The organism is Embleya sp. NPDC005971, from assembly GCF_040629175.1.
In the GTDB taxonomy this organism is placed as follows: domain Bacteria; phylum Actinomycetota; class Actinomycetes; order Streptomycetales; family Streptomycetaceae; genus Embleya.
Map to the genome: position 1 here is coordinate 1 of NZ_JBEXUX010000062.1, position 20,950 is coordinate 20,950.

General features: G+C 72.9%; 17 protein-coding genes. 9 read left to right on the top strand and 8 right to left on the bottom strand.

Features of this window, described 5'->3' with window-relative positions:
• Positions 1-185: 185 nt before the first annotated feature.
• Positions 186-1,439, top strand: a complete 1,254-nt coding sequence (locus ABZ374_RS37585; protein ID WP_360320179.1) for a cytochrome P450 — start codon at positions 186-188, stop codon at positions 1,437-1,439.
• Between the two features lie 84 nt (positions 1,440-1,523).
• Here ABZ374_RS37585 and ABZ374_RS37590 read toward each other — a convergent pair whose 3' ends face one another.
• The 3 genes from ABZ374_RS37590 to ABZ374_RS37600 all read right to left on the bottom strand — a co-directional run bounded on the left by ABZ374_RS37590 (position 1,524) and on the right by ABZ374_RS37600 (position 5,373).
• On the bottom strand, positions 1,524-2,291 hold the full coding sequence (locus ABZ374_RS37590; RefSeq protein ID WP_360320331.1) for an enoyl-CoA hydratase/isomerase family protein: 768 nt from the start codon (positions 2,289-2,291) through the stop codon (positions 1,524-1,526).
• 160 nt (positions 2,292-2,451) lie between these two features.
• Complete coding sequence (locus ABZ374_RS37595; RefSeq protein WP_360320182.1) at positions 2,452-4,662, bottom strand: hypothetical protein; 2,211 nt, start codon at positions 4,660-4,662, stop codon at positions 2,452-2,454.
• Positions 4,663-4,707: 45 nt separating this feature from the next.
• Entirely contained in the window at positions 4,708-5,373 is a 666-nt protein-coding gene (locus tag ABZ374_RS37600; RefSeq protein ID WP_360320185.1) for a TetR family transcriptional regulator, read from the bottom strand.
• A gap of 314 nt (positions 5,374-5,687) precedes the next feature.
• On the opposite strand from ABZ374_RS37600, the gene ABZ374_RS37605 reads away from it, so the two are divergent.
• Positions 5,688-7,469, top strand: a complete 1,782-nt coding sequence (locus tag ABZ374_RS37605; protein ID WP_360320188.1) for a glycoside hydrolase family 3 N-terminal domain-containing protein — start codon at positions 5,688-5,690, stop codon at positions 7,467-7,469.
• Positions 7,470-7,562: 93 nt separating this feature from the next.
• Here the strand turns inward: ABZ374_RS37605 and ABZ374_RS37610 are convergent, their stop codons facing one another.
• The 3 genes from ABZ374_RS37610 to ABZ374_RS37620 all read right to left on the bottom strand — a co-directional run bounded on the left by ABZ374_RS37610 (position 7,563) and on the right by ABZ374_RS37620 (position 10,291).
• Positions 7,563-8,981 carry an MFS transporter gene (locus ABZ374_RS37610; protein ID WP_360320191.1) on the bottom strand — a complete coding sequence of 473 codons (1,419 nt, stop codon included), beginning with the start codon at positions 8,979-8,981 and terminating at the stop codon, positions 7,563-7,565.
• A gap of 207 nt (positions 8,982-9,188) precedes the next feature.
• A complete protein-coding gene (locus tag ABZ374_RS37615) occupies positions 9,189-9,749 on the bottom strand; it encodes a DinB family protein (RefSeq protein ID WP_360320194.1) in 561 nt (186 codons plus the stop codon).
• 152 nt (positions 9,750-9,901) lie between these two features.
• Complete coding sequence (locus ABZ374_RS37620; protein ID WP_360320197.1) at positions 9,902-10,291, bottom strand: helix-turn-helix domain-containing protein; 390 nt, start codon at positions 10,289-10,291, stop codon at positions 9,902-9,904.
• 193 nt (positions 10,292-10,484) lie between these two features.
• Here ABZ374_RS37620 and ABZ374_RS37625 point away from each other — a divergent pair, with 193 nt between their 5' ends.
• Positions 10,485-10,889: an STAS domain-containing protein gene (locus ABZ374_RS37625; RefSeq protein ID WP_360320200.1), complete on the top strand. Its 405-nt coding sequence runs from the start codon at positions 10,485-10,487 to the stop codon at positions 10,887-10,889.
• Between the two features lie 19 nt (positions 10,890-10,908).
• Here ABZ374_RS37625 and ABZ374_RS37630 read toward each other — a convergent pair whose 3' ends face one another.
• Together ABZ374_RS37630 and ABZ374_RS37635 are read right to left on the bottom strand one after the other, a co-directional pair.
• Positions 10,909-11,385: a DUF6328 family protein gene (locus tag ABZ374_RS37630; RefSeq protein ID WP_360320203.1), complete on the bottom strand. Its 477-nt coding sequence runs from the start codon at positions 11,383-11,385 to the stop codon at positions 10,909-10,911.
• A 554-nt stretch (positions 11,386-11,939) separates the two neighbouring features.
• Positions 11,940-13,067 carry a M20 family metallopeptidase gene (locus ABZ374_RS37635; protein WP_360320206.1) on the bottom strand — a complete coding sequence of 376 codons (1,128 nt, stop codon included), beginning with the start codon at positions 13,065-13,067 and terminating at the stop codon, positions 11,940-11,942.
• 379 nt (positions 13,068-13,446) lie between these two features.
• On the opposite strand from ABZ374_RS37635, the gene ABZ374_RS37640 reads away from it, so the two are divergent.
• The 6 genes from ABZ374_RS37640 (at position 13,447) to ABZ374_RS37665 (ending at position 20,938) form a co-directional block, all read left to right on the top strand.
• Positions 13,447-14,955, top strand: a complete 1,509-nt coding sequence (locus ABZ374_RS37640; protein WP_360320209.1) for an ABC transporter substrate-binding protein — start codon at positions 13,447-13,449, stop codon at positions 14,953-14,955.
• 247 nt (positions 14,956-15,202) lie between these two features.
• Entirely contained in the window at positions 15,203-15,700 is a 498-nt protein-coding gene (locus tag ABZ374_RS37645) for a hypothetical protein (RefSeq protein WP_360320212.1), read from the top strand.
• Between the two features lie 414 nt (positions 15,701-16,114).
• Positions 16,115-16,564 (top strand): PPOX class F420-dependent oxidoreductase, encoded by a 450-nt coding sequence (locus ABZ374_RS37650; RefSeq protein ID WP_360320215.1) that lies wholly within the window; start codon positions 16,115-16,117, stop codon positions 16,562-16,564.
• Positions 16,565-16,748: 184 nt separating this feature from the next.
• On the top strand, positions 16,749-18,137 hold the full coding sequence (locus ABZ374_RS37655; protein ID WP_360320218.1) for a salicylate synthase: 1,389 nt from the start codon (positions 16,749-16,751) through the stop codon (positions 18,135-18,137).
• Between the two features lie 139 nt (positions 18,138-18,276).
• The gene (locus tag ABZ374_RS37660; RefSeq protein ID WP_360320221.1) at positions 18,277-19,605 is read left to right on the top strand and encodes a cytochrome P450; all 1,329 of its coding nucleotides are present in this window, start codon (positions 18,277-18,279) and stop codon (positions 19,603-19,605) included.
• 88 nt (positions 19,606-19,693) lie between these two features.
• Positions 19,694-20,938, top strand: coding sequence for an acyltransferase (locus ABZ374_RS37665; protein WP_360320224.1), 1,245 nt, complete (start codon positions 19,694-19,696; stop codon positions 20,936-20,938).
• Positions 20,939-20,950: the final 12 nt, after the last annotated feature.

The window sequence follows — 20,950 nt, forward strand, 5'->3', positions numbered from 1 at the left end:
GGGGCCGGGTTCTCCCGGCCCCGACCCCGGTGCCCCCGGACGGGGCTGGATCACACCTGCGCCCGAACGCCCCGCCCGACAACCGCAGACACCCTTCACCGTCGACCGCCCGCGCCAAGGGCGGCCGATCGATCAACGCTGTGCCGAGTCGTCAGTTGACCTCGTGTCGAGTAGAAGGAGCCGTCGTGCAGTCTTCCGCGTCCACCACCGTCATCGACAGTCGAAGTGTCGTCGCCCTGTTGTCCCGGCTGCGTTCCGTGGCCGGCCAGGCGGATCCCCTGCCGCTGTACGCCAGTCTACGGGAGATGGGCGACGTGGTGCCCGCGCCCTGGGGCGGCTTCCTGGTGGTCGGCCATCGTGCCTGCGACGAGGTTCTGCGCAGCCCCGATTGGCTCGCCCTGGACCGGGCCTGGCGGGCGCGACAGACCGACGGCTCGCGGTGGTCGACACCCTCGTCGCGCGAACTCGAACAGACGCTGGTGGCGCTCAACCCGCCGGAGCACACCCGGATCCGCAGATCCGTCAACAACATCTTCGACCGCGGCACCCTGGAGACACTGCGCCCGACCGTGCAACGCGTGGCGAACACCCTGCTGGACACCCTGATCGAGCAGGCCGGGGACGCGGACGCGGACTTCGCCGAACTCGTCGGCGAACAACTGCCGGTGGCCACCGTGGGGCATTGGCTCGGCCTGCCGCCCGAGGACTTCGACCTGCTCCGCGCGCTCACCCACGCGCAGGCGTACGCCCAGGAGTTGTTGCCCACCAAGCGCCAACTCCGGGCGGCGGACGAGGCGGTCGGGGGGCTGCGCGAGTACTTCACCGCGCTGGTCGCGCGCCGCCGCGCCGCCCCCGGCGACGATGTGATCTCCCAGTGGTTGCGCGCCTGGGACGCGTTGGAGCCCGATCGCGAACTCGCGGACGAGCACGTCTACTCGCTCGCCATGTTCGTGGTGATCGCGTCCCTGGAGACCACCTCCACCCTGCTGTCCACGATGGTCTGGACCTTCGACCGGCATCCGGCGCAGCGGGCCTGGCTGGGCGCCCACCCGGCGGCGCTGGCCGACGCCGTCGAGGAGGTCTTCCGATACGACCCGCCGATCCACGTGACCACGCGCTATGCGAGCAGGGACCTGGTCCTGGCGGGCATGCCGATCGGCCGCGGCGAGGTCGTGCACACGATGTTGGGTGCGGCCAATCACGACCCGGACCTGACGCCCGACGCGCACGCCTTCGACATCACCCGACGAGCCCGGCACATCTCCTTCGGCGGCGGCATCCACTACTGCATCGGGGCGGGCCTGGCCCGCCTGGAGGCCGGTGTGCTGCTGGAGGCGATCGTACGTCGCCTGCCCGCGCTGCGGGTGGTGGCGGAGCCGACGTGGGAACCGCGGCTGGCGTTTCGCCGGATCACCCGGATGCCGGTGAGCGTGCGCTGAGCGAATCGCCGGCGGGGTGGACGCGGCGGTGTGCCGCGACCACCCCGCGGCGTCGACGTGCGACCGGCGGGCGTGGGTGTGCGCTCAGCGCGCGGTCGCCGCGCCCAGGAACGCGGACAACATGTGGCCGTCGAGCATCGAGAGATCGCCGAAGCGGTCGCTGCGGCTGTAGGCGTTCATCAACGTCTTCGACGCGTGCAGGGCCGCGACCGGCCTGCGGACGACCGGCTTGACCCAGCGGCTCACCGCCGCGTCCAGTTCGGAGGCCGGCACCACCTGATGCAGGATCGACAACCGGTGTGCGGTGTGCGCGTCGAACGCGTCGGCGGTCAGTACGAGTTCGCGGATCCGGGCGGCGCCGACCTCGCCGATGAGTCGAGCCATCGCACCGCCCCACGCGGTGGGCAGTCCCAGGGCCAACTCGGGCATCCGGAACCGTGTCTCGATGTCGCCCACCCGCAGGTCGCAGAAGATCGCCAGGGCCAGCCCCGCCCCGACCACCTGGCCGTGCACCCGCGCGATGGTGACCGGATCGGCCGCGGCGAGCCCCTCGCACACCGCTCGCGCCTTCTCGCCGATCCGGCGCACGGCCGGCCCGCCGGGATCCTCGGCCGCCAGCCGTAGCAACTCGCCGCGATCACCGCCCAGGCAGAACGAATCACCCTCCCCGGACAGGACGAGCACTCGCACGTCGGTACGCTCCCGCAGGTCGGCGAGCACCGCCAGGAGGTCGTCCAACATCTGCTCGTCGAGCGCGTTGCCCCCCTCCGGCCGGGCCAACCGCACCTGCAATACCGCCCCTTCGAGGCTGGTGCGCACCGTCTTCAGATCCAGCGAGTCCACGAGGGTGATCCCTTCCGGTCGCGAGGGGAAACGCCGCCGCACCACGCGGAAGCCCCCGTCGATCACCAGATCGTCGCATCGATGATCACGCCTTGAGGAGCCGAATCCACGCCATTCGAGGGCGCGCCACCGGAGCATCCAGGCCACCCCGTCGCCGACCGCGGCCCGCTCACCCCGCCGTTCCCGGCCCCGGCTCGCGGGTGGCGGCGGCCGCGGCGGCGAGCAGTTCGGGGACCGTGCCGGTGAAGTCGCGGACCAGGCGGGCGGTCACCGCCCAGGCGTCGCCGCCGGGGCCCAGATGTTGCTCGACCAGGGCGGACAGCCGCTCGGCCACCTCCGCGAGGGCCACCGGGTGGGTGTACAGCGCGGCCAGGATCATCGCGGCGCCGCGCCCCTCGTACAGGAACTCTTCGGGGGTGACCAGGCGTTCGGTGACGCAGCGGGCCCAGTGCGCGTTGTCCTCGCGGGCGATGCTCGCGCGCATGTCGCCGCGGCGCAGTGCGGCCAGGGCGAGTATGCGTGATCGGGGCGCGAGTTGGGCGACGCACGCGTTCGGGGCGGTTTCGATCAGCGCGAGGGCGACCGGTTCGGGGACGGCCGGGTGGGCGGCGAGCGCGCCGACGGCGTGCCGCGTCACGGTGCCGCGGGCGAGCGCCTTGTGCACGTCGTCCCACGGTATCCGGCCGCCGATCCGGGACTGTTGGGCGATGAACCGAGGGAGGTGGTCGCCCAGATCGCCGGTGGTCTCGCGTCGGGTGACGCGCTCGATGTGGTCCAGGACGTCCTGCGCGGTACGGGCGGAGCCGAGCACCTCGCCCAGGCGCAGCCGCGACTCGAAGGCGTGGCCAAACGCCGCGGCCGAGTGCGCCGCCGCGCGCAGCAGGTCGAGTCGACCCGCCTCGGCCAGCCGTCGGTAGGCGACCAGGGTCGGACCGGTACCGAGGTGGTCGACGCGGGCGAGGGCGGCCAGGACGGTCTCGGGGTCGCGCGCGAACACCGCGAGTTTCGCGTCCTCCACGCGTGGGTCGGTGTATCCGTGCGAGGGGTCGTGCCGCGGCAGCGCGTCCAACGTGTCGAGCGACGCCGCCGCCAGGGGCACCGGTTCGGTGCGGCCGGGGGCGTGTGGGGTGCCGGACCAGATCGCGGCGCGCACGTGCGCGGGGATGTCGGGTCGGGCCAGGATCGCCGCGTTGACGCGTGGGTCGTCCAGTCCCAGCAGTGCCGCGCGCAGGCCGGCGTGCTGGGCGTGGTTCGCGGCCAGCAGCGGCAGTCGTTCGGGGGAGGTCGCGGCGAGCGTGTCCACCAGGGCCGCGGCGAGCCGGCCTGCGAACGGCGTGGTGAGCGTCCGGCCGCACAGGGCGGTCGACACGTCGTCGTCCAGTGCGGCGACGATCGCCGCCGCCGCGCGCGGATCGGCCTGGCGCAGCAGCACCGTCACCGGGGAGCGCACGCTCGCCGCCTCGTGCCCGGGGGTCGTCGGGCAGTCCCGGGGCGGCCCGATGCCGGCGGCCTCGTCGAGGAGGTCGGCGATGCTGCCGTGGTACGGCGAATCCGCGTGCAGCAGGGAGGTCGCGGTGCGCCAGCGCTCCGGGTCGGTGCCCAGCGCCGCGCGGACGGTTCCTCGGAACAGGCGGACCAACTCGGCGAGTTGCCCGGACCGCACGGCGGGCAGGCGGTTGCCGGTCCGGGTCGCCAGGTCCTCGACCAGTTCGATGGCCTTGGCCGCGTGCGGAGCGCGGAAGATCAGGTCGTGGGCGGTGAATCTGCCGGTGGCCAGGCCGATCCGGGCGGCTCGGGTGTGCGGCGGGCCGGGTGTCTCGTGGGCGAGCACGGCCAGGGCGGTGTGCCGCGGGCAGGTCGGCACGGCGACGATCTCGGCGCTCACCGCGGGGCCCCAGGAGGCGACACAGGCGAGGTCGGCGGCCCGCGCCCACTGCGCGGCGGTCCACGACTCGGGGCGACAGGCGTGCAGTTGCCGCCACTTGCCGAACGTCGGCCGCAGGGCGGCCCGGGCCATCGTGTGCATGGCATCGGGAGCGTTGCCGGCCGGTGGCTTGGTCCGGCTCTCGGCCCCGGCGCGGCGCAGGTGTTGCGGGGTGTCGAAGCGTCCGTACACCTGGGCGCGCACCTCGTCGGCCGGGTCCTCGGCCAGCAGCGCGAGGGTGCCCGCGTCCAGGGGTGCGTTGCGCACCAATCGCGCGCGATCGGCCGCCGGTGCGTGACGGGCGATCCACGCGGCGACGGGCGGGGGCAGCGACAGATCGGTGTTGGCGAGGAGCTGCGGGCCGATCTCCGGGAACAGTCGGCGCATCGCGGCGTCGAGCCGGTGTCCCCGGGAGTCGTCTGTGGCATCGAGTAGAACCAGCAGCGATTCGATCACGGCCCCACCCTGCCGGCCCGACCGCGACGCCGGCTGCGGTACCGCTCAGGAACTTCGGCTCGGTCCTGTCCGAGGACTCGACTCGGTGTCGCCCGCAACCTCGGCTCGGTCCGTCCTGGGCAGGACGTCGCGCAACGCGGCCACCCAGGCGGCTGCCCCCTCGGTGCCGCCGTCGACCACGACCCGCCGGGTCAGTCCCGCGAGCAGTGCGCCCAGCGCCCTGGGGCGCAGGTCCTGGTCGGGGTCGACGCCCAGTCGGGCGGCGGCGATGCCGACCGCGTCCTGGGCCAGCGCGTCGATCCGCAGGATGGCGAATTCGTGCACGGAGCGGATGTCGGCGAAGCGGCGGCGGAGTTCGCGTCGGCGGGCCATGGTGCCGGCCGGCTCGTTCGCGGTTCCGTTGGTATAGCCGTCGAAGGCGTGCGCCAGGGCCGCCCACAGGTCGAGGTCGGCCGGCGCCGCGGCGAACCGGTCGACGATGTGCCGGCCGAAACCCCAGCCGAAGAGCAGTGCTTCCTTGCTCTCGTAGTAGCGGAAGAAGGTGCGGTGCGCGACGTCGGCCCGGGCGCAGATCTGGTCGACGGTGGTGCCCTCGAAGCCGCGCTCCTCGAAGAGATCCAGGGCCGCGGTCCGAATGGCGTCCCGGGTCTGCGCCTTCTTGCGTTCGCGCAGTCCCGGTCCGGTCGTCGCGGCGTGCGTCTGCTCGCGCATGGTCCTCCCAGTCGATGCCGTCCGAAGGCCGGGGCGGGCTTCGTGACGGTGTGTGGCGGCTTCGTGGTCGCGGGGGTTCGGGGCCCGGGGTTCGGGCTCCCGGATTGCAATCTTCCCCGCCACAGAAGTTTGCACTACTGTCATCTGGCAGTTGTGCCACTTATCGGGGTCGGTGCAGGTCCACCCCCGTGGACCCGTGTTCCCCCGGACGGAGCGAGGGCGGGTCGGCCCGGACCGCCCGTTCGGCAAGCGCCGGCCGCGGTCCGAAGCACCCCACACCCGCCCCCGATCACCACCACGAGGACTGATCCACCATGCTCCGCACGCTGCGCCACCACGACGGCACCCGCTTTCGCGACCTCAACCACAACGGGACCATGGAGCCCTACGAGGACCCCCGGCTCCCGATCGACGAACGCGTCGCCGACCTGCTGGGCCGGATGACCCTGGCCGAGAAGGCCGGCCTGATGTGCTGCGGCCGGATGGTCCCCGGCGACGGCTCGCGCATCCCCACCGGGGCCGAGTCGATCGGCGAACGCGGCGTCAACACCTTCGGCCTCACCGCGATGCCCGCGCCGGTCGAGATGGCCCGGTGGAACAACCACGTGCAGGAACTGGCCGCCGCCACCCGGCTGGGCATCCCCGTCACCCTGGCCTCCGACCCCCGGCACGGCTTCACCGAGAACCCCGCCACCGCGTTCACCGGTGGCGCCTTCAGCCGCGGCCCCGAACCGATCGGCCTCGCGGCCACCGACGACCCCGAGCTGGTCCGGGAGTACGCCGCCGCGATGGCCGCCGAACTGCGCGCCGTCGGCGTGCGCGTCGCGATCCACCCGATGGCCGACCTGGCCACCGAGCCGCGCAAGCCGCGCACCAGCGGCACCTTCGGCGAGGACGCCGACCGCGTCGCCCGCATCCTGGCCGCCTACATCCGCGGCATGCAGGGCGAGCGTTTGGGCCCGGACAGCGTCGCGTGCATGACGAAGCACTTCCCCGGCGGCGGCCCCCAGGAGCGCGGCGAGGACCCGCACTTCGCCTACGGCACCCGCACCGTCTACCCGGGTGGCAACCTCGACTACCACCTGCGGCCGTTCGAGGCCGCGTTCGCGGTCGGCACCGCCCAGGTCATGACGTGCTACTCGATTCCGGTCGGCACCGCGCTCGCCGAGGTCGGCTCCTCGTTCAACCGCGACGTCCTCACCGGCCTGCTGCGCGACCGGTACGGCTTCGACGGCGTGGTGTGCAGCGACTTCAACGTGCTCACCGGCATGGAGATCCCCGGCATCGTCGCACTGCCGCCCCGCAACTGGGGCGTCGAACACCTCACCATCGCCGAACAGGCGGCGATGATGTTGCACGCCGGCGTCGACCAGTTCGGCGGCGAGACCCGCACCGACCTGATCATCGACGCGGTGCACTCGGGCGCCGTCGAGGAGAGCCGCATCGACGCGTCGGCCCGGCGCATCCTGCGCGACAAGTTCCGGCTCGGCCTCTTCGACGACCCGTACGTCGACCCCGAGGCCGCCGAACGGGTGGTGGGACACCCCACCCACGTCGAGCTCGGCCGCCGCGTGCAACAGCGCTCCCTGGTCCGCCTGACGGGGGAAGTGTTCGTGGCGGAGCCGCGGCGCCGGCTGTACGTGGAGAACATCGACCCCGAAGTCGCCGCCCGTTACGGCACGGTGGTCCAGCGACCCGAGGACGCGGACCTGGCCGTCATCCGGATCGACGCCCCCTACGAGCCCCGCGAGGGACTGCTGGAACGCCACTTCCACGCCGGCTCCCTCGACTTCCCCGCCGGCGAGGTCGAGCGGCTGGGCAAGCTGTGTGCGACCGTACCCACGGCGATCGACGTCTTCCTCGACCGCGCCGCGATCCTCACCGAACTCGCCGGTTGTGCCGCCGCCCTCCTCGCCGACTTCGGCGCCGACGACGACCTGGTCCTGGACGCGGTCTTCGGCCACGCCCCCACCCCCGGCACGCTGCCCTTCGACCTGCCCTCGTCGATGCGCGCGGTCGAGGACTCCCGCGAGGACATGCCATTCGACACCGGCGAACCGCTGTTCCGCTGCGGACACCCGCACTCGACCCGGTGACGACACCCGGCGAACGTCCCGACCTCCGGTGGGTCGAACCGCCGCCGTGCCGGCGCACACCCGCGCGCCGGCACGGCCCGCCCGGGTCGGGGATCAGGAGGGCGTTCGGGACGGCCGACGGAGGGGGCCGCGCGTCTCGACACCGGCCGGGTGGGTCGCGGTGCGCGGGATCGCCGCCGCGGTGAGCGCCGCGACCACGGACGCGGCGGCGGCGAGCGCGAAGACGATCCGGTAGGCGTCGAGCGAGGCGTACGTGGCACCGCCCGCGCCCGCCGGCAGCGTCACCGTCGTCAACACGACGGTGACCACCGTGCTGCACAGGGCCTGGCCGATCGTGCGCATCAGCACGTTCAGGCCCGTCGCCGCCGCCGTCTGCTCCGCCGGCACCGCCTGGATCACCAGGGTCGGCAACGCCGAATACACGAGCCCGGTCCCCACCGAACACAACGTCGCCCCGGCCGCGATCGTCCACATCTGCTCGCTGGTGAACACCCGCACCACATACGCCACCGCGATCACCAGCGCCCCGGCCACCAGCGTCGACCTGGCCCCACGCGCGGCGGACAACCGGGCCGACACCGGCGACATCAGCACCATCGTCAACCCGCCGGGCAACAGGCACAGGCTCGCCACCAACGCGGACGCCCCCAGGCCGTAACCGGTCTCCTCGGGCGCCTGCACCAACTGCACGGTGGCCAACCAGTTCGCGTAGAAGGCGAATCCGGTCACCAGGGCCGCCAGGTGCGGGAGCAGGACCGTCCGGCGGGCCGCCAGTCGCAGATCCACGAGCGGCTCGCGCACCCGCAACTGATGCCGACCCCAGACCGGCAGCACGAGCAGGCCGGCCGCGCCGATCCCCAGCACCGCCGGGCTGCTCCACCCCCAGTCCTCCCCCTTGGACACCGCGAGCAGCACGCCCACCAGGCCGGTGGTGAGCAACAAGGCCCCCACGATGTCGAAGCGACCGGGGGTACGCGCCGACGACGACCGCGGCAACACCCACCACGAGAGCACCGCGCCGAACACCCCCAGGCCGGTCGTCACCCAGAACAACACGTGCCAATCGGCGTGCTGCACCACCACCGACGCCAACGGCAGCCCGGCCGCCGCCCCGATGCCCACCGTCGAACTCATCAGCGCGACCGCCGAGCCGACCCGGTGCGGCGGCAGTTCGTCGCGCAGGATGCCGGTCGCCAGCGGCACGACCGCGGCCGCCGTGCCCTGTAGCGCCCGCGCGGTGATCAGCACACCGATGTCGGAGGTCAGCGCGCACAGCGCCGAGCCGAGCGTCATCACCACGAGCGCGCCGACCAGGATGCGCCGCCTGCCGTACATGTCGCCGGCCCGCCCCAGCACCGGATTGAGCACCGCACCGGAGAGCAGCGTCGCGGTCAACATCCAACTCACCGTGCCCGGTGACGACCCGGTATCGCCGGGAAGCGCGGGCAGCAGCGGCACGATCACCGTCTGCATGAGGGCCATGAGGGTGCCGCCGAAGGCCAGGGTCGGCACGATCAGACGGGAGCGAAGACCTGACGAAGGTACGGCGGTTGCCACGAAACGGCTCCCGAATCCAGGGGCCGCCAACCTAACTGACGGCCCGTCAGATCAGTTGTGTCACGATCTCCCGCCGAACGCCGGCACACGTGACGGACATCGCACCTTCGAGCCGCCCCACCGACCCCGCCCCCACCGTCGTCGGCGGCGCGCAGCCGCCGATCACACCCCGATGGCCCCGTCGATACGTTCGCGCAGCAGGTCGGCGTGGCCGTTGTGCCGGGCGTACTCCTCGACCAGGTGGATCAGCACCCAGCGCAGCGAGACCGTGCCGCGCCACGCGTCCTCGCCCGCGACGTCGAGGTCGGGCGCCTCGATCGTGAAACGCTCGGCGAAGGCGACCTCCGCACGCCAGACCGCCCAGGCCCGCTCGACGACCGCGTCGTCGGGCACCGCGCCCTCGAAGTCCCCGTCGGGGTCGGTGCGCGAGGAGAAGTGGGCCGGCGCGTCCTGCCCGGCCAGGACCTCCCGGAACCAGCGGCGCTCCACGTCGGCCAGGTGTCGCACGATCCCGAGCAGCGAGAGCGTGGACGGCGGCACCGATCGCCGGGCCAGGTCCGCGCCCAGGCCCGAGCACTTCAGTTCCAGCGTCGAGCGCTGGGCGGCCAGGACGTCGGTCAGGATGGCCCGCTCGTCACCCGTGGTGGGGCCCTCGAATCGACGGTTCGTGGCAACGCCGACGAACAGGTCGCCTCGTCGGGTCGGCTCGGTCGTCTCCGTCATGGTCGACCCACACAATCCGCCCAAACGGGCCTCGGGACTCGGTGTTCTCGGGGTTCGGCCCGCGCGGGGCTCGGGGGTCGCGGGGCTCCGGCTTGCCGGGGCTCGGCCTGCTCGGCCCGCTCGGCCGCGAACCCGGGCGGCCGGGGCGCTGCTCAACCGCCGGAATCCCGATCCGCATCCATCCGGTCGCGCCTGCCGAACCGCCGGTCGTCCGCGTCGGCCGCGTCCGGGTCCGTACCGCCGGCGGACTCCGGTACGGGCAGGTCCAGCGCATCGGCGACGGCCCGGCCCCGATCGGCCGGATGCCGCACCTCGGTCCCGGGCACGACCCGGTAGACGTTGCGCCGGCCGCTGCGCTGCCGGGTCAGATATCCGCCGTGCTCCAGGTCCGCCAGGATCGCCTGCACGGCGCGCTCGGTCAGCAGACACACGGCTGCGATGTCACGCACCCGCGCCCCGGGATCACGGGCGATCGCCGAGAGCACCCGAGCGTGATTGGTGAAGAACGTCCACGAGGGCCGGGACTGCTCCGCATCGCTCATGCGCACCATCATAGGCTCGACCATTCCGGCAACTCGACACACGAATTGCAGTTCATGAATTCCTTGACGTACGTTCGGTGGCCATCGATCCTGGAGACGACGCAACCGCCGGCCACTCGCCCCGGCCGAATCCACCCACCGCCCCGAACGACCATCCAGGCCCGACCCGCCGTGTGATGGAGGGAAGCCCGCCATGACCCCACGACGCCCCGGTTCCCGCCACTCGCCGCACCCACCGGGCCGCCCCGGGACTCACCGAAGCCGCCGTCGGGAGAGCACGCAGAAGCACCTGCGCATACGGGTGATCGTCGCCGACGACCGGGTGCTGCTGCGGATCGGCGGCGAAGTCGACATCGACACCGAAGCGGATCTTCGCCGCGCCCTGGACCGGGCATTGGCGGCGGGGGTGCGGCGGGTGGACGTGGACATGCGCAACCTCACGTTCTGCGACAGCACCGGCCTGCACGCCCTGCTCCGAGCGCGGTCCAGGGCCCTGGAAACCGGGACCCGACTCGGTCTCGCACCCGGCGACAGGCTGCGCCGTCTGCTCGAAGTCACCGACACCGCACACCTGTTCACCCCACTCGCCTTCCCATGACCGGCCGTGGACGGGCAATTCACTCCGCCGCTCCACCGCGCCGGAGCACCAACGGCAACACGAGCCACCAGCCGAGGAACCAGACCGCGGCCGCCGCGGTGAGCAACGCCGCCGTCACGTCGTCGGTGGCCACCCGCAACAGCAACAACAACGAGCAGCCGATCGTGCAGGCCAACAGGCCCACCCCTGCCGGAACAAGGTGGTTCGCCACCCGCACGAGTCGGGGCTTGCGGTGTTGTCCCGTGACGGCGCGATGCAGCGAGACGACGGACACCAGGACACCCATCGAGGCCGCTCCCAGGACCACGGCGGCCACGTAGAGGCCGTTGTCGAAGTCGCCCAGGGTGTCGAACTTCGGGGTGAACACGACGCTCAACAGGAAGCCGAACAACACCTGCGCACCGGTCTGTACAACGCGCACCTCCTGGAGAAGTTCGATCCAGCGCCGATCCGCGCGCTCGTCCGCGCTCTCCCCCCGACCGTCCCGCTCGCTCATGGCGTCCCTTCGTCGGCACCTCCGCGTGTGCGAGACGACTTCCCCGACCATCGCCAGGGCACACCGGGCGATTCCTCGGATCGGCCGCCGACCGGGCAGGCTCGCGAGGCCGAGGCCGTCGAGCCGGCCGACGGCCCGCGACGGCACCTCCCTCCGACAGGGGGTTTCTCCCCGTCATGAGGGGCAACCCCCCTGCCCCGTAGGGGAGTCCCCGTACCCGCGTACCGTTCTGCGCCGGACCGGACCGGTTTTTCCTCCTCCTGTGGTAGCCCGGCTAGGCCGACGGGCTGATGCTTCCGTCAACCCGCAGGGCGACGCGGGCCGCGGCGTCTTCCTGTGACCATGGAGTCGACCCGAGATTTGTGCCGCCCGGATGCCCGGTGGGCCACTCGATCCACGTCCGGTTGCCACCGGACGTGTCCCGCTCGTCGCGGACGCGCCGGCTCTCCCGGCCCGCGACGACGGGCCCGCGCCGGATCGGCCGGCCCTCCCCCCGTGGGGCCGGCCGACCGGCGCGGCGGTACACCCCGAGACGCCGTCCCCCTCCGGGTGAGCTACGCCCCACCGCCGAGTCGGTCGAGTGTCGCCGCCAGGAGGGCCGTTCGGGCGGGCATGGTGGCGATCTGCACGAACTCGTCGCGGGCATGCGGGTGGCCGCCGACGGCGCCCATGCCGTCGAGGGTGGGGATGCCGATCGCGGCGGTGAGGTTGCCGTCCGAGCCGCCGCCGGAGCGCACGCCTTCCGGTTCGGGGAGGCCGAGTTCGCGGGCGGCGGCCCGTGCGTGGGCGACCAGGTCCGCGGACATGGCTTCCTCGAGCGGGTACCGATTGACGCCGCCGGTCACGGACAGCTCGGCGTCCGGCAGTACCGCCCGCAGGGTCTGCATGTGCCGTGTGACGCGGTCGAGTTCGGCACGGGTCCAGCCGCGCACGTCGATGTCGAACGCGGCCGTCTCGGGCACGGTGTTGACGGTGGATCCGGACGTGGCGACGGTGGGGGTGACCGTGGTGCCCAGGTCGGCGCGCTGCGCGGACGACATCGCGAGTACCTGGTGGGCGAGTTCCACGGTCGCGTTCACGCCCAGTTCCGGCTCCAGGCCCGCGTGCGCGGCGCGGCCCCGAACCGCCACCCGGAATCGGGCCACGCCCTTGCGCGCGATCTTGACCGCGCCGCCGGGCGCGCTGGGTTCGCCCACCAGTACCGCGCCGGCCTTGCCTGCGAGTTCCTCGACCAGGGCACGTGAGGTCAGCGATCCGGTCTCCTCGTCGCCGGTCAGCAACAGCCCGACCCGATCGTGCGCGCCGGAGATCCGGGCCGCGTACAACATCTGCACGATGCCGGCCTTCATGTCGAACACGCCCGGGCCGCGGGCAATACCCTCGTGCGTCGAGAAGGGCAGCTCCGTGAGGGTCCCCATCGGCCACACCGTGTCGTAGTGCCCGAGCAACAACGGCCCGTTCGGCCGCGGTCGCCAGACCAGGTTCGTGATGCCGGCCAGGACGACCCGCTCGGGCTCGCGGCCGAGAAACCCCGCCCCGACCGCGGCCAGCAACTCCGCGCACCGGTCCAGGGCCGAGAGATCCTCGGACGGGGATTCGCAGTTCACCAGTTGGCCCAACAGGGCCACCATGGCATCGAGTTCGGCCGACAGGTCCGCGAGATAGCGCTGGGTGGAAGCCATATCCGGATACCTGTCCAGCCGACCGGCCGCAGCCACCTCGAACTCGGTTCGCCCGGCCGCCCACCCCGGCCCGGCGTCGGCGACGCGTACGGAATCGGTGGCCGTTCTTCGTTGCCGACGACGATTCGACGGCCGTCCGGCCCTGCCTCCGTGATCATTCTCCGCGGCACGCGCCGCCTTCCAAGGAGGTATCCCGTGCTGGGACGATCCGATCCCGCCTGCCCGTCACCCGACCACCGCCGACGGGTGGTGGCCATCGAGTCGGGTGCCGCACTCGGCACCGGGCCCGTCGGTACCGACCGTCGCCCGGGAGGCGTGCGATGACACGCGTCTCCCGAGGGGCCGTGACGGCCGTCGCGCTGGGACTGCCGGCCGCCGGGTGCGGGGGACCGACGGCGGGGCCGGTGCCGGCGGCAACACGGTCACCATCGGGGTCGCCGGCGACCCCGGCGCGATGAACCCGCTGACCGCGCCGGCCTCCAGCGCGGTGATGATGAATCGCTTCGCCTACGACTCGCTGGTCGACATCCGACCCGACGGGCAGATCGCCTCCGGCGTGGCCCGGACCTGGACCGCCGACGCGACCACGGCGAGCTTCACCCTCAGGCGCGACGTGTTGTGCGACCACGGCACCACGTTGACCCCGTCCGCGATCGCCGCGCAGTACAACTACATCGGCGACCCGGCCAACAAGTCGCCGATGGCCGGCCCGATGGTGCCGGTCGGCGCCACCGCCGTCGCGGACGACGCCGCGGGCACCCTGACGCTGAAGGCCCCGGAGGCCACCCCGTTCCTGCCGCGCGGCGCCGGGACCGTGCAACTGGTGTGCCCCTCGGGCATGCGCTCGCAGGAGAAGTTGGACCAGGGGTCCGACGGCACCGGTCCGTACCGGCTGAGCGAGGTGGTGCCGGGCGACCACTTCGCCTTCACCAGGCGCCCCGGATACGTCTGGGGCCCGGACGGGGCCGACAACGCCGCCTCGCCGGATCGGGTGGTCTTCGAGTTCGTCGGCGACGAGTCCACCCGGACCAACCTGCTGCTGGGTGGACAGCTCGACGTCGCGCGGGTCATCGGCGCGGATCGTACCCGGCTGACCGCGGCCGGCGTCGGGTTCGAGCTCCAGCGGGACCCGTTCGGCATGTTGCTGTTCAACGAGGCCCCCGGTCGGGTCACCGCCGACGCCGAGGTGCGCTGGGCCCTGGTCGCCGCGCTCGACCTCAAGCAGATCGGTGCGGTGGCCACCGGCGGCAAGGGCGTGCCCGCGACCCGGTTCGGCACCACGATGGCACCGCCCTGCCCCACCGACTCGGTCACCGCCAACCTCCCGCCGCACGATCCGGCCCGCGCCGCCGAGGCGCTGCGAGCCGCCGGGTGGGAGAAGTCCGGTGGGCGCTGGAGCAAGAACGGCCGACAACTGTCCATCTCGATGCCCTACCCCGGCTATCAGGGCAATCAGGTGATCGCCGCCGTCGAGTTGGCCGTCCGGCAGTGGAACTCCTTCGGCGTGAAGGTCACCACCAGCCGGACCGCCCAGACGACCAACGTCTCCATCCTGATGGCCGGTCAGTGGGACATCGCCTGGGCGCCGGTCTCGGTGCCCGCCCCCGACCGGAACCTCGTGTTCTTCTCCGGGCCCAAGCCGCCCGAGGGCCTCAACCTCGGTGCCACCGACAACCCCGAGCACCGGCGCCTCGCCGCCCAGGCGATGGGTAAATCCGACATCGCCGGTTGCCCGGAATGGACGGCGGCCGAGGCGGAGTTGATCAAGCGGGTCGACGTGGTGACCTTCATCGACTCCAACTCCCCTTGGTTCGGCCGGGGTTACGCCTTCGAGATCGACGGTGGCGGCATCCTGCCGACCACGCCGCGTCGGGCCGACGGGCGCTGACCTCGCCCCGACCGCCCCGGGCGAGACTCGGGCGGGTCGACGCGATTGCGTGGCCGTTCGTTCGTGACCAAGTGAACACCGAGTCGTTGGCATGTCGTGCGCCACGTCTTTCTCGGGGACACCTCGCGCGTCCCGTCGCCGCACCCGCCGCACCCGCCGCAACCCGGCGGTGCGCGGCCGGTGCGGCCGGCGCGCGAGGAGACGCGGCCGTCGTACCCGGCACGGAACACGAAGGACGAACACGACCATGACCACCGCGGCAACGCACTCGCCGACCCGGGCCACCCGCCCGGTACCGGTGCCCGAGTTTCGCAGCCAACGGCACACCCGGGTCTCGGATCTCGACCGCTTCGGACGCGTCCACAACCTCTCGCTGATCCGCTACATCGAGGACGCGCAGGTGGAACTCACCGCCGCGGGACGGCCCGGCGAGGCGGTGATGCACGTCGGCTGGACGGCCGTGCAGCGCAACACCGCGTTCCCGGTCCCGCTGCCGATGCTCGCCGAGCCGGTGGGCATCGGCACCACGGTCGTGCAACTGGGCCGGTCCACGATGACGCTGTCCACCCGGATCGAGCACCGGGGCGTCGTGCACGTCCGCTCGCTGGACCGCTTCCTGGCCTGCGATCACAACGGCATGCGCCGCTGCCCGGACGACGGCGAACTGCGTTGGCTGCGTCGCTGGCTGGTCGGGGCACGCGAAGGCGCGCTCGGCGTACCGCGGATGGAGGGCCGGTCCACGTGAGCGACCTCACCGCCACCCCGCGCCCGAGCGACCCGGGAACCGGGGGCCCACGCGCGATCAGCGGGCCGGACCGGCCTGCGCGGCGTGTGGCGTCGACCTGCGCTGCTCCCAGGACGCCGTCGTCACGGGCGGCACCCCGATCGCCCAACTCCTGGCCTGCCCCGGCGAATGCGCCCACAGCCTGACCGGGAACCCGCACGGACTCGACCAGGTGCCCATGCCGCCGGCCATCCGCATCGGCCGGCACGAAGGCTGGGCCTGGTGATCCCGACCCTCGAACCGCCGGTGTCGGCAACCGGATTCGGCCCGTGCGGCGAACCGGGTGGCGGCGCGGCCCGGGGGTAGTGTCGTCGGTGCGGTCCGGTGCGGCGAACCCGCCGAGACACCGCGGCCGGACACCGACCAGGAGGACACATGTCGAAGCCGCCGCTGCCCGAAGAGGCGATCGCGATGTTGCGGAAACCCAATCCCGCGGTCGTGACGACGCTCCGGGCCGACGGGCAGCCCGTCTCCACGGCCACCTGGTACCTGTGGGAGGAGGACGGTCGCGTGTTGCTCAACCTCGACGAGGGACGGCGGCGACTCGCCCACATCCGCAACGATCCCCGGGTGTCCCTCACCGTGCTCGACGAGGGGAACTGGTACACGCATCTGAGCCTGGTCGGCCACGTCGACGAGATCCGCGACGACAAGGACCTAGCCGACATCGACCGGCTGGCCCGCCACTACGGGGGCGGCGACTACCCGCAGCGGGACCGGGGCCGCGTCAGCGCCTGGGTCCGGATCGACCGCTGGCACGGTTGGGGCGCGCTCAAGGACAACGACCAGGCGGGCGGCGGGCGAAAGACGACGAGCACCGAATAGCGCACGCCCTGGACCTAACGGACCGCCCGGAGCCGGACGGCCGCCCGATCGCCTTCGGCGTTCCGGCGGCCGCGGCTCGGGCGGTCCGTTCGGTCCAGGGTAGGCGTCCGGCCTCGATGTGGTGATTCAAGTTAGGTAAGGCTAACCTACTTGTTCACCACTCAAATCGAGGACGGTGCCACCCGTGCCCATCGACTCCCCCACCACCACGCCCACCCGTCGCTATCTGCGCGCCCGCCGCGAAGGAACCTACGATCCGGCCGGCGTCGCGGTCGCCCTGGCCGAATCCGGGCTCTTCGACGAATCGCTCGTCTACGAACGCGACGCCCGCTGGTGGTTCGCCGGCGGCGCCGTCCTGGTGCTCGCCATCCACCACGACACCGTGACCGCCACCCACGCGGACGAACACACGAGCATGCCGTGGACCCGATCCCCCGCCCGGGCGATCGACGCCGCGCTGCGCCGCGCGCCGGTCCGGGACTGGCGCCTGTACGGCCACTGGGACTTCGAACTCGGCGCCGCCATCGCCGGGTTGCCCTCCCCCGACGGGGAACGGGCCCTGGGCCGACTGACCGTCCCGCGCGTCGAGGTCGAAATCGACGCGCACACCCTCACCGTGCGCGCCCTGGACCCCGACGACCTCGAACGGGTGCTGCGCACCGCCCTCGCCGCCGCACCGCGGCCGATCGCCCCGACCCGGCCCGTGGACGTCGAGGCCGGGGAACCGGCCCGGTTCACCACCGCCGCGGCCGCCGCCGTCGAGCACATCCGCGCCGGCGAACTCGACAAGCTGGTCCTGTCCCGATCCGTGCCGGTCCCCTACCCCGTGGACTTCCCGGCGACCTACCTCCGGGGACGGCGCGCGAACACCCCGGCCCGGTCGTTCCTGCTCGACCTGCCCGGACTGCGCGCCGCCGGATTCAGCCCCACGACCCTCGTCGAGATCGACGCCGACGCGCGCATCACCACCCGACCGCTCGCGGGCACCTGTCCCCGCGACGGAGACCCCGCCTTCGACGCCCGACGCCGCACCGCCCTGCTCCGGGACGCCAAGGAGGTCTACGAACACGCCGTCTCGGTGCACCAGGCCGACACCGAACTGCGCGCCCTGTGCGAGCCGGACAGCGTCACCGTCGACGCGTTCACGACCGTCGAGGAACACGGCAGCGTGCACCACCTCGGGTCCCGCGTGCACGGCCGACTCGACCCCCGGCACGGGCCGTGGGACGCGCTCGTCGCGCTGTTCCCGGCCGGAACCGCCTCCGGCATCCCCAAGACCACCGCGTGCTCGATGATCGCCGGCTACGAGGACACGCCACGCGGCCTGTACGCGGGCGTGGTCGTGCGCGCCACCCACGCCGGGGAGTTGGACGCCGCACTCGCCCTGCGCATGGTCTACACGCGCGACGGCGGCACCTGGCTGCGCGCGGGCGCGGGCATCGTGGCCGATTCCCGGCCGGTGCGGGAATATCGCGATACGTGCCACACCCTCGCCGCCGTCGCCCCGCACGTCGTGCCGCAGGTCGTGCCGCACCCGAGGAACCCGCCGGCACCGCCGGACACCCCCGCGTGAGGCCCGGGCGGGACCGGCGTGCACCCGCCACCTGGGCTACTCGTACGACTTATCGATTTCGTTCCTAAATATCCCGCTCATACGCTTCGACCCGTCGGTGACGGCTTCGGGCCGCCATCTCCCGATGGTTCGGAGATCCATGACTGTGCAAGAGTCGTCGTCCGCGCCCTGGTCGCGCGCACCGTCCCTGTACTGCCCCGCAGTGCCCGCGGCGGACTTCCCCGAGCGGTACGCGCCACCGGCGCGGCCCGGCGTGCGGGCGGTGCGGCTGGCCGGCGGGTTGCCCGCGTGGGCGGTGACCGGGCACGCCGCCGCGCAGGCCATGCTCACCGATCCACGGCTGGTCAACGACATGACCACGGTGGGCGCGCTCGGCTCGGCCACACCGCACGGGCTGCCGCACGCCCGCTACCCCGAGAGCTTCCTGTCCACCCAACCCCAACTCCTGGCCCGCGACGGCGCCGAGCACCGCCGGATGCGCCGGATCGTCGGTCCGTACTTCCAGGCCACGACGGCCGGGCTGGACGAGGCGGAACTCGAAGCCCACACCGACGAATTGGTCCAGGCCCTGGCCGGGCGGCAGCAGGGCGATCTGGTCGCCGATCTCGCGGTGCCGCTGGCCGCCTCGGGCGTCGCCGACATGCTGGGCCTGGCCCCCGACCGGGCGACGGCGGTCGTCCGCGCCACCATGGCCGGGGGCCTGGCCGGCCACCCCGACAGCGCGCAGGGCCGGGCCGCGCACCAGGCGTTCGTCCTGCGGATCGTGCAGACCATGGCCACCGCCCGCAGGACCCGTCGGGACAACGCCGCCCGGGCCCTGCTGACCGCCCACGACGAAGGGCGGCTGACCGGCGCGCAGACGGCCGCGATGGTGGGACTGCTGCTCGTCGGCATGGTGGAGTCGCTCACCACCATCGTCCCCACCGCCGCGCTGATCGCGATGCAGCGCCCCGAGGTGCGGGCCGCGCTACGGTCCGGCGACGCGCCGCGCACGGACGCGGTGGTGGAGGAACTGCTGCGCCTGTCCTCGCCGTTCCACCACAGCGCCTGGCGGGTGGCCCGTGAGCCGCTGGTCCTGGACGGGACGCCGATCGCGGCCGGCGACGTGGTGGTGGTGTCCTTCCTGGAGGCCAACCTCGATCCGCGACGCTGGCCGCACCCCACCGAGGTCCGCGTCGACCGGGCGACGCCCCGCGGTCACCTCTCGTTCGGGCACGGCGCGCACTACTGCCTCGGCGCCGCCCGGGGCCGGGCCCAGACCCGGATCGCGCTGACCCGACTGTTCACCCGGCTGCCCCTGCTCGCACCGGCCGTCGACCCGGCCGAGCTGACCTGGCACCGAGGCGGTCTGCGGCACCTGCACAGCCTGCCCGTGCACACCGCCGGCCCGGTCGAACCGGAGGTACCCGCGGCGCGGATCGAGGGGAGACCGGACGAGAGCGTCACCGTCGGGTGTCCGTTCCGGTGAGACCTCGGGCGCGGTCCGCCCGCCAGAGGAGCATCCCCCATCACGCCTGTCCGGGACGCCGGCAACCCCCGGCCAAGGAGATCAGCCCGTGTCCGACCAGCTCCTGCCCGCACGTCTTCCCGCGCTGACCGGGCTGCGGTTCCTCCTCGCCATGTGTGTCGTGCTGTGTCATCTGTCCCTCATCTCGGGCATCTTCGCCCTGGCGCCGGACAGCCCGCTGCGGGTGCTGCAGCCGCTCGCCACCGGTGCGGTCAGTGGCTTCTTCGTCCTGTCGGGATTCGTGCTGACCTGGGCCCACGACCCGGGCGGGACGGCCCGGGCGTTCTGGCGCCGGCGCTTTTGCCGGATCGTCCCCAACCACGTGCTGACCTGGGCCCTGGCCGTCGCCTTCTTCGCCGTCATCGTCGCCGAGCCGGCCACGGTGTTGCCCGACGGCGACAGCCCGGGCGCCGCGGTGGCGAGCCTGTTCCTGGTGCAGAGCTGGTTCCCGGACGCGGACTACTTCTTCAGCTTCAACGCCCCGGCCTGGTCGATCTCCTGCGAGGCGTTCTTCTACGCGCTCTTCCCCGCGCTCCTGGCCGCCGTGTCCCGGATCCCGGTGCCACGCCTGCGCGGGTGCTGGGCGGCGCTCGCCGCGACCACCCTGCTGCTGCCGCTGGTCGCCACCGCGGTGCCGGGGCCGCCGCTGTACGACTGGATGCCCACCAACGCGACCAGCATCTGGTTCGTCTACCTCTGCCCGCTCGTGCGGCTGCCGGAATTCGCCCTCGGGATCGTCACCGCCCGGCTGGTCCGGACCGGCCGTTGGCCGCACCTGAACCGGGCACGGCTCGCCGCCCCCGCGGTGGTCGTGTTCGGGGCACTGCCGTTCCTGCCCACCCAGTACGCCTTCGGCATGGTCATGGCCGCCCCGTTCGCCCTGGTCATCGCCGCCCTCGCCCGGGCCGACGTGCAGGGGCGCACCCGACTGATGCGCCACCCGCGCCTGATCACGCTCGGCGAGGCGTCCTTCGCCCTCTACCTGACCCACTACCCGCTCATACTGACGGCCCGTCACATGCTGGGCGCGGAACGGACCTTCGGGCTGCTGCCCGGCACCCTGATCATCGCGACCCTGGCCGCGGCCTCGGTCGCGCTGTCCCTGGCCGTCCACCGGTACTACGAACTGCCGATCACCCGTCGATGGGCCCACCCACGCGCCGGTACCGACGCGGGGCGGCGCGTGCCCGACGGGGCGCGATCGCCCGGTGCCGCCGCGCCGACTCCCCTCCCGGCTCCGGCTCGGGCCCCGTCCCGGGCCCCAGGGTCGCAAGGCTCGCGGCCATCCGGGTGAAGGCTTGGGCCA

Bases quoted from the DNA above. Each gene is read 5' to 3' on its own strand.
- ABZ374_RS37600 (WP_360320185.1), bottom strand. From the start codon at position 5,373: ATGCGCGAGCAGACGCACGCCGCGACGACCGGACCGGGACTGCGCGAA.
- ABZ374_RS37605 (WP_360320188.1), top strand. From the start codon at position 5,688: ATGCTCCGCACGCTGCGCCACCACGACGGCACCCGCTTTCGCGACCTC.
- ABZ374_RS37615 (WP_360320194.1), bottom strand. From the start codon at position 9,749: ATGACGGAGACGACCGAGCCGACCCGACGAGGCGACCTGTTCGTCGGC.
- ABZ374_RS37620 (WP_360320197.1), bottom strand. From the start codon at position 10,291: ATGAGCGATGCGGAGCAGTCCCGGCCCTCGTGGACGTTCTTCACCAAT.
- ABZ374_RS37625 (WP_360320200.1), top strand. From the start codon at position 10,485: ATGACCCCACGACGCCCCGGTTCCCGCCACTCGCCGCACCCACCGGGC.
- ABZ374_RS37630 (WP_360320203.1), bottom strand. From the start codon at position 11,385: ATGAGCGAGCGGGACGGTCGGGGGGAGAGCGCGGACGAGCGCGCGGAT.
- ABZ374_RS37635 (WP_360320206.1), bottom strand. From the start codon at position 13,067: ATGGCTTCCACCCAGCGCTATCTCGCGGACCTGTCGGCCGAACTCGAT.
- ABZ374_RS37645 (WP_360320212.1), top strand. From the start codon at position 15,203: ATGACCACCGCGGCAACGCACTCGCCGACCCGGGCCACCCGCCCGGTA.
- ABZ374_RS37650 (WP_360320215.1), top strand. From the start codon at position 16,115: ATGTCGAAGCCGCCGCTGCCCGAAGAGGCGATCGCGATGTTGCGGAAA.
- ABZ374_RS37660 (WP_360320221.1), top strand. From the start codon at position 18,277: ATGACTGTGCAAGAGTCGTCGTCCGCGCCCTGGTCGCGCGCACCGTCC.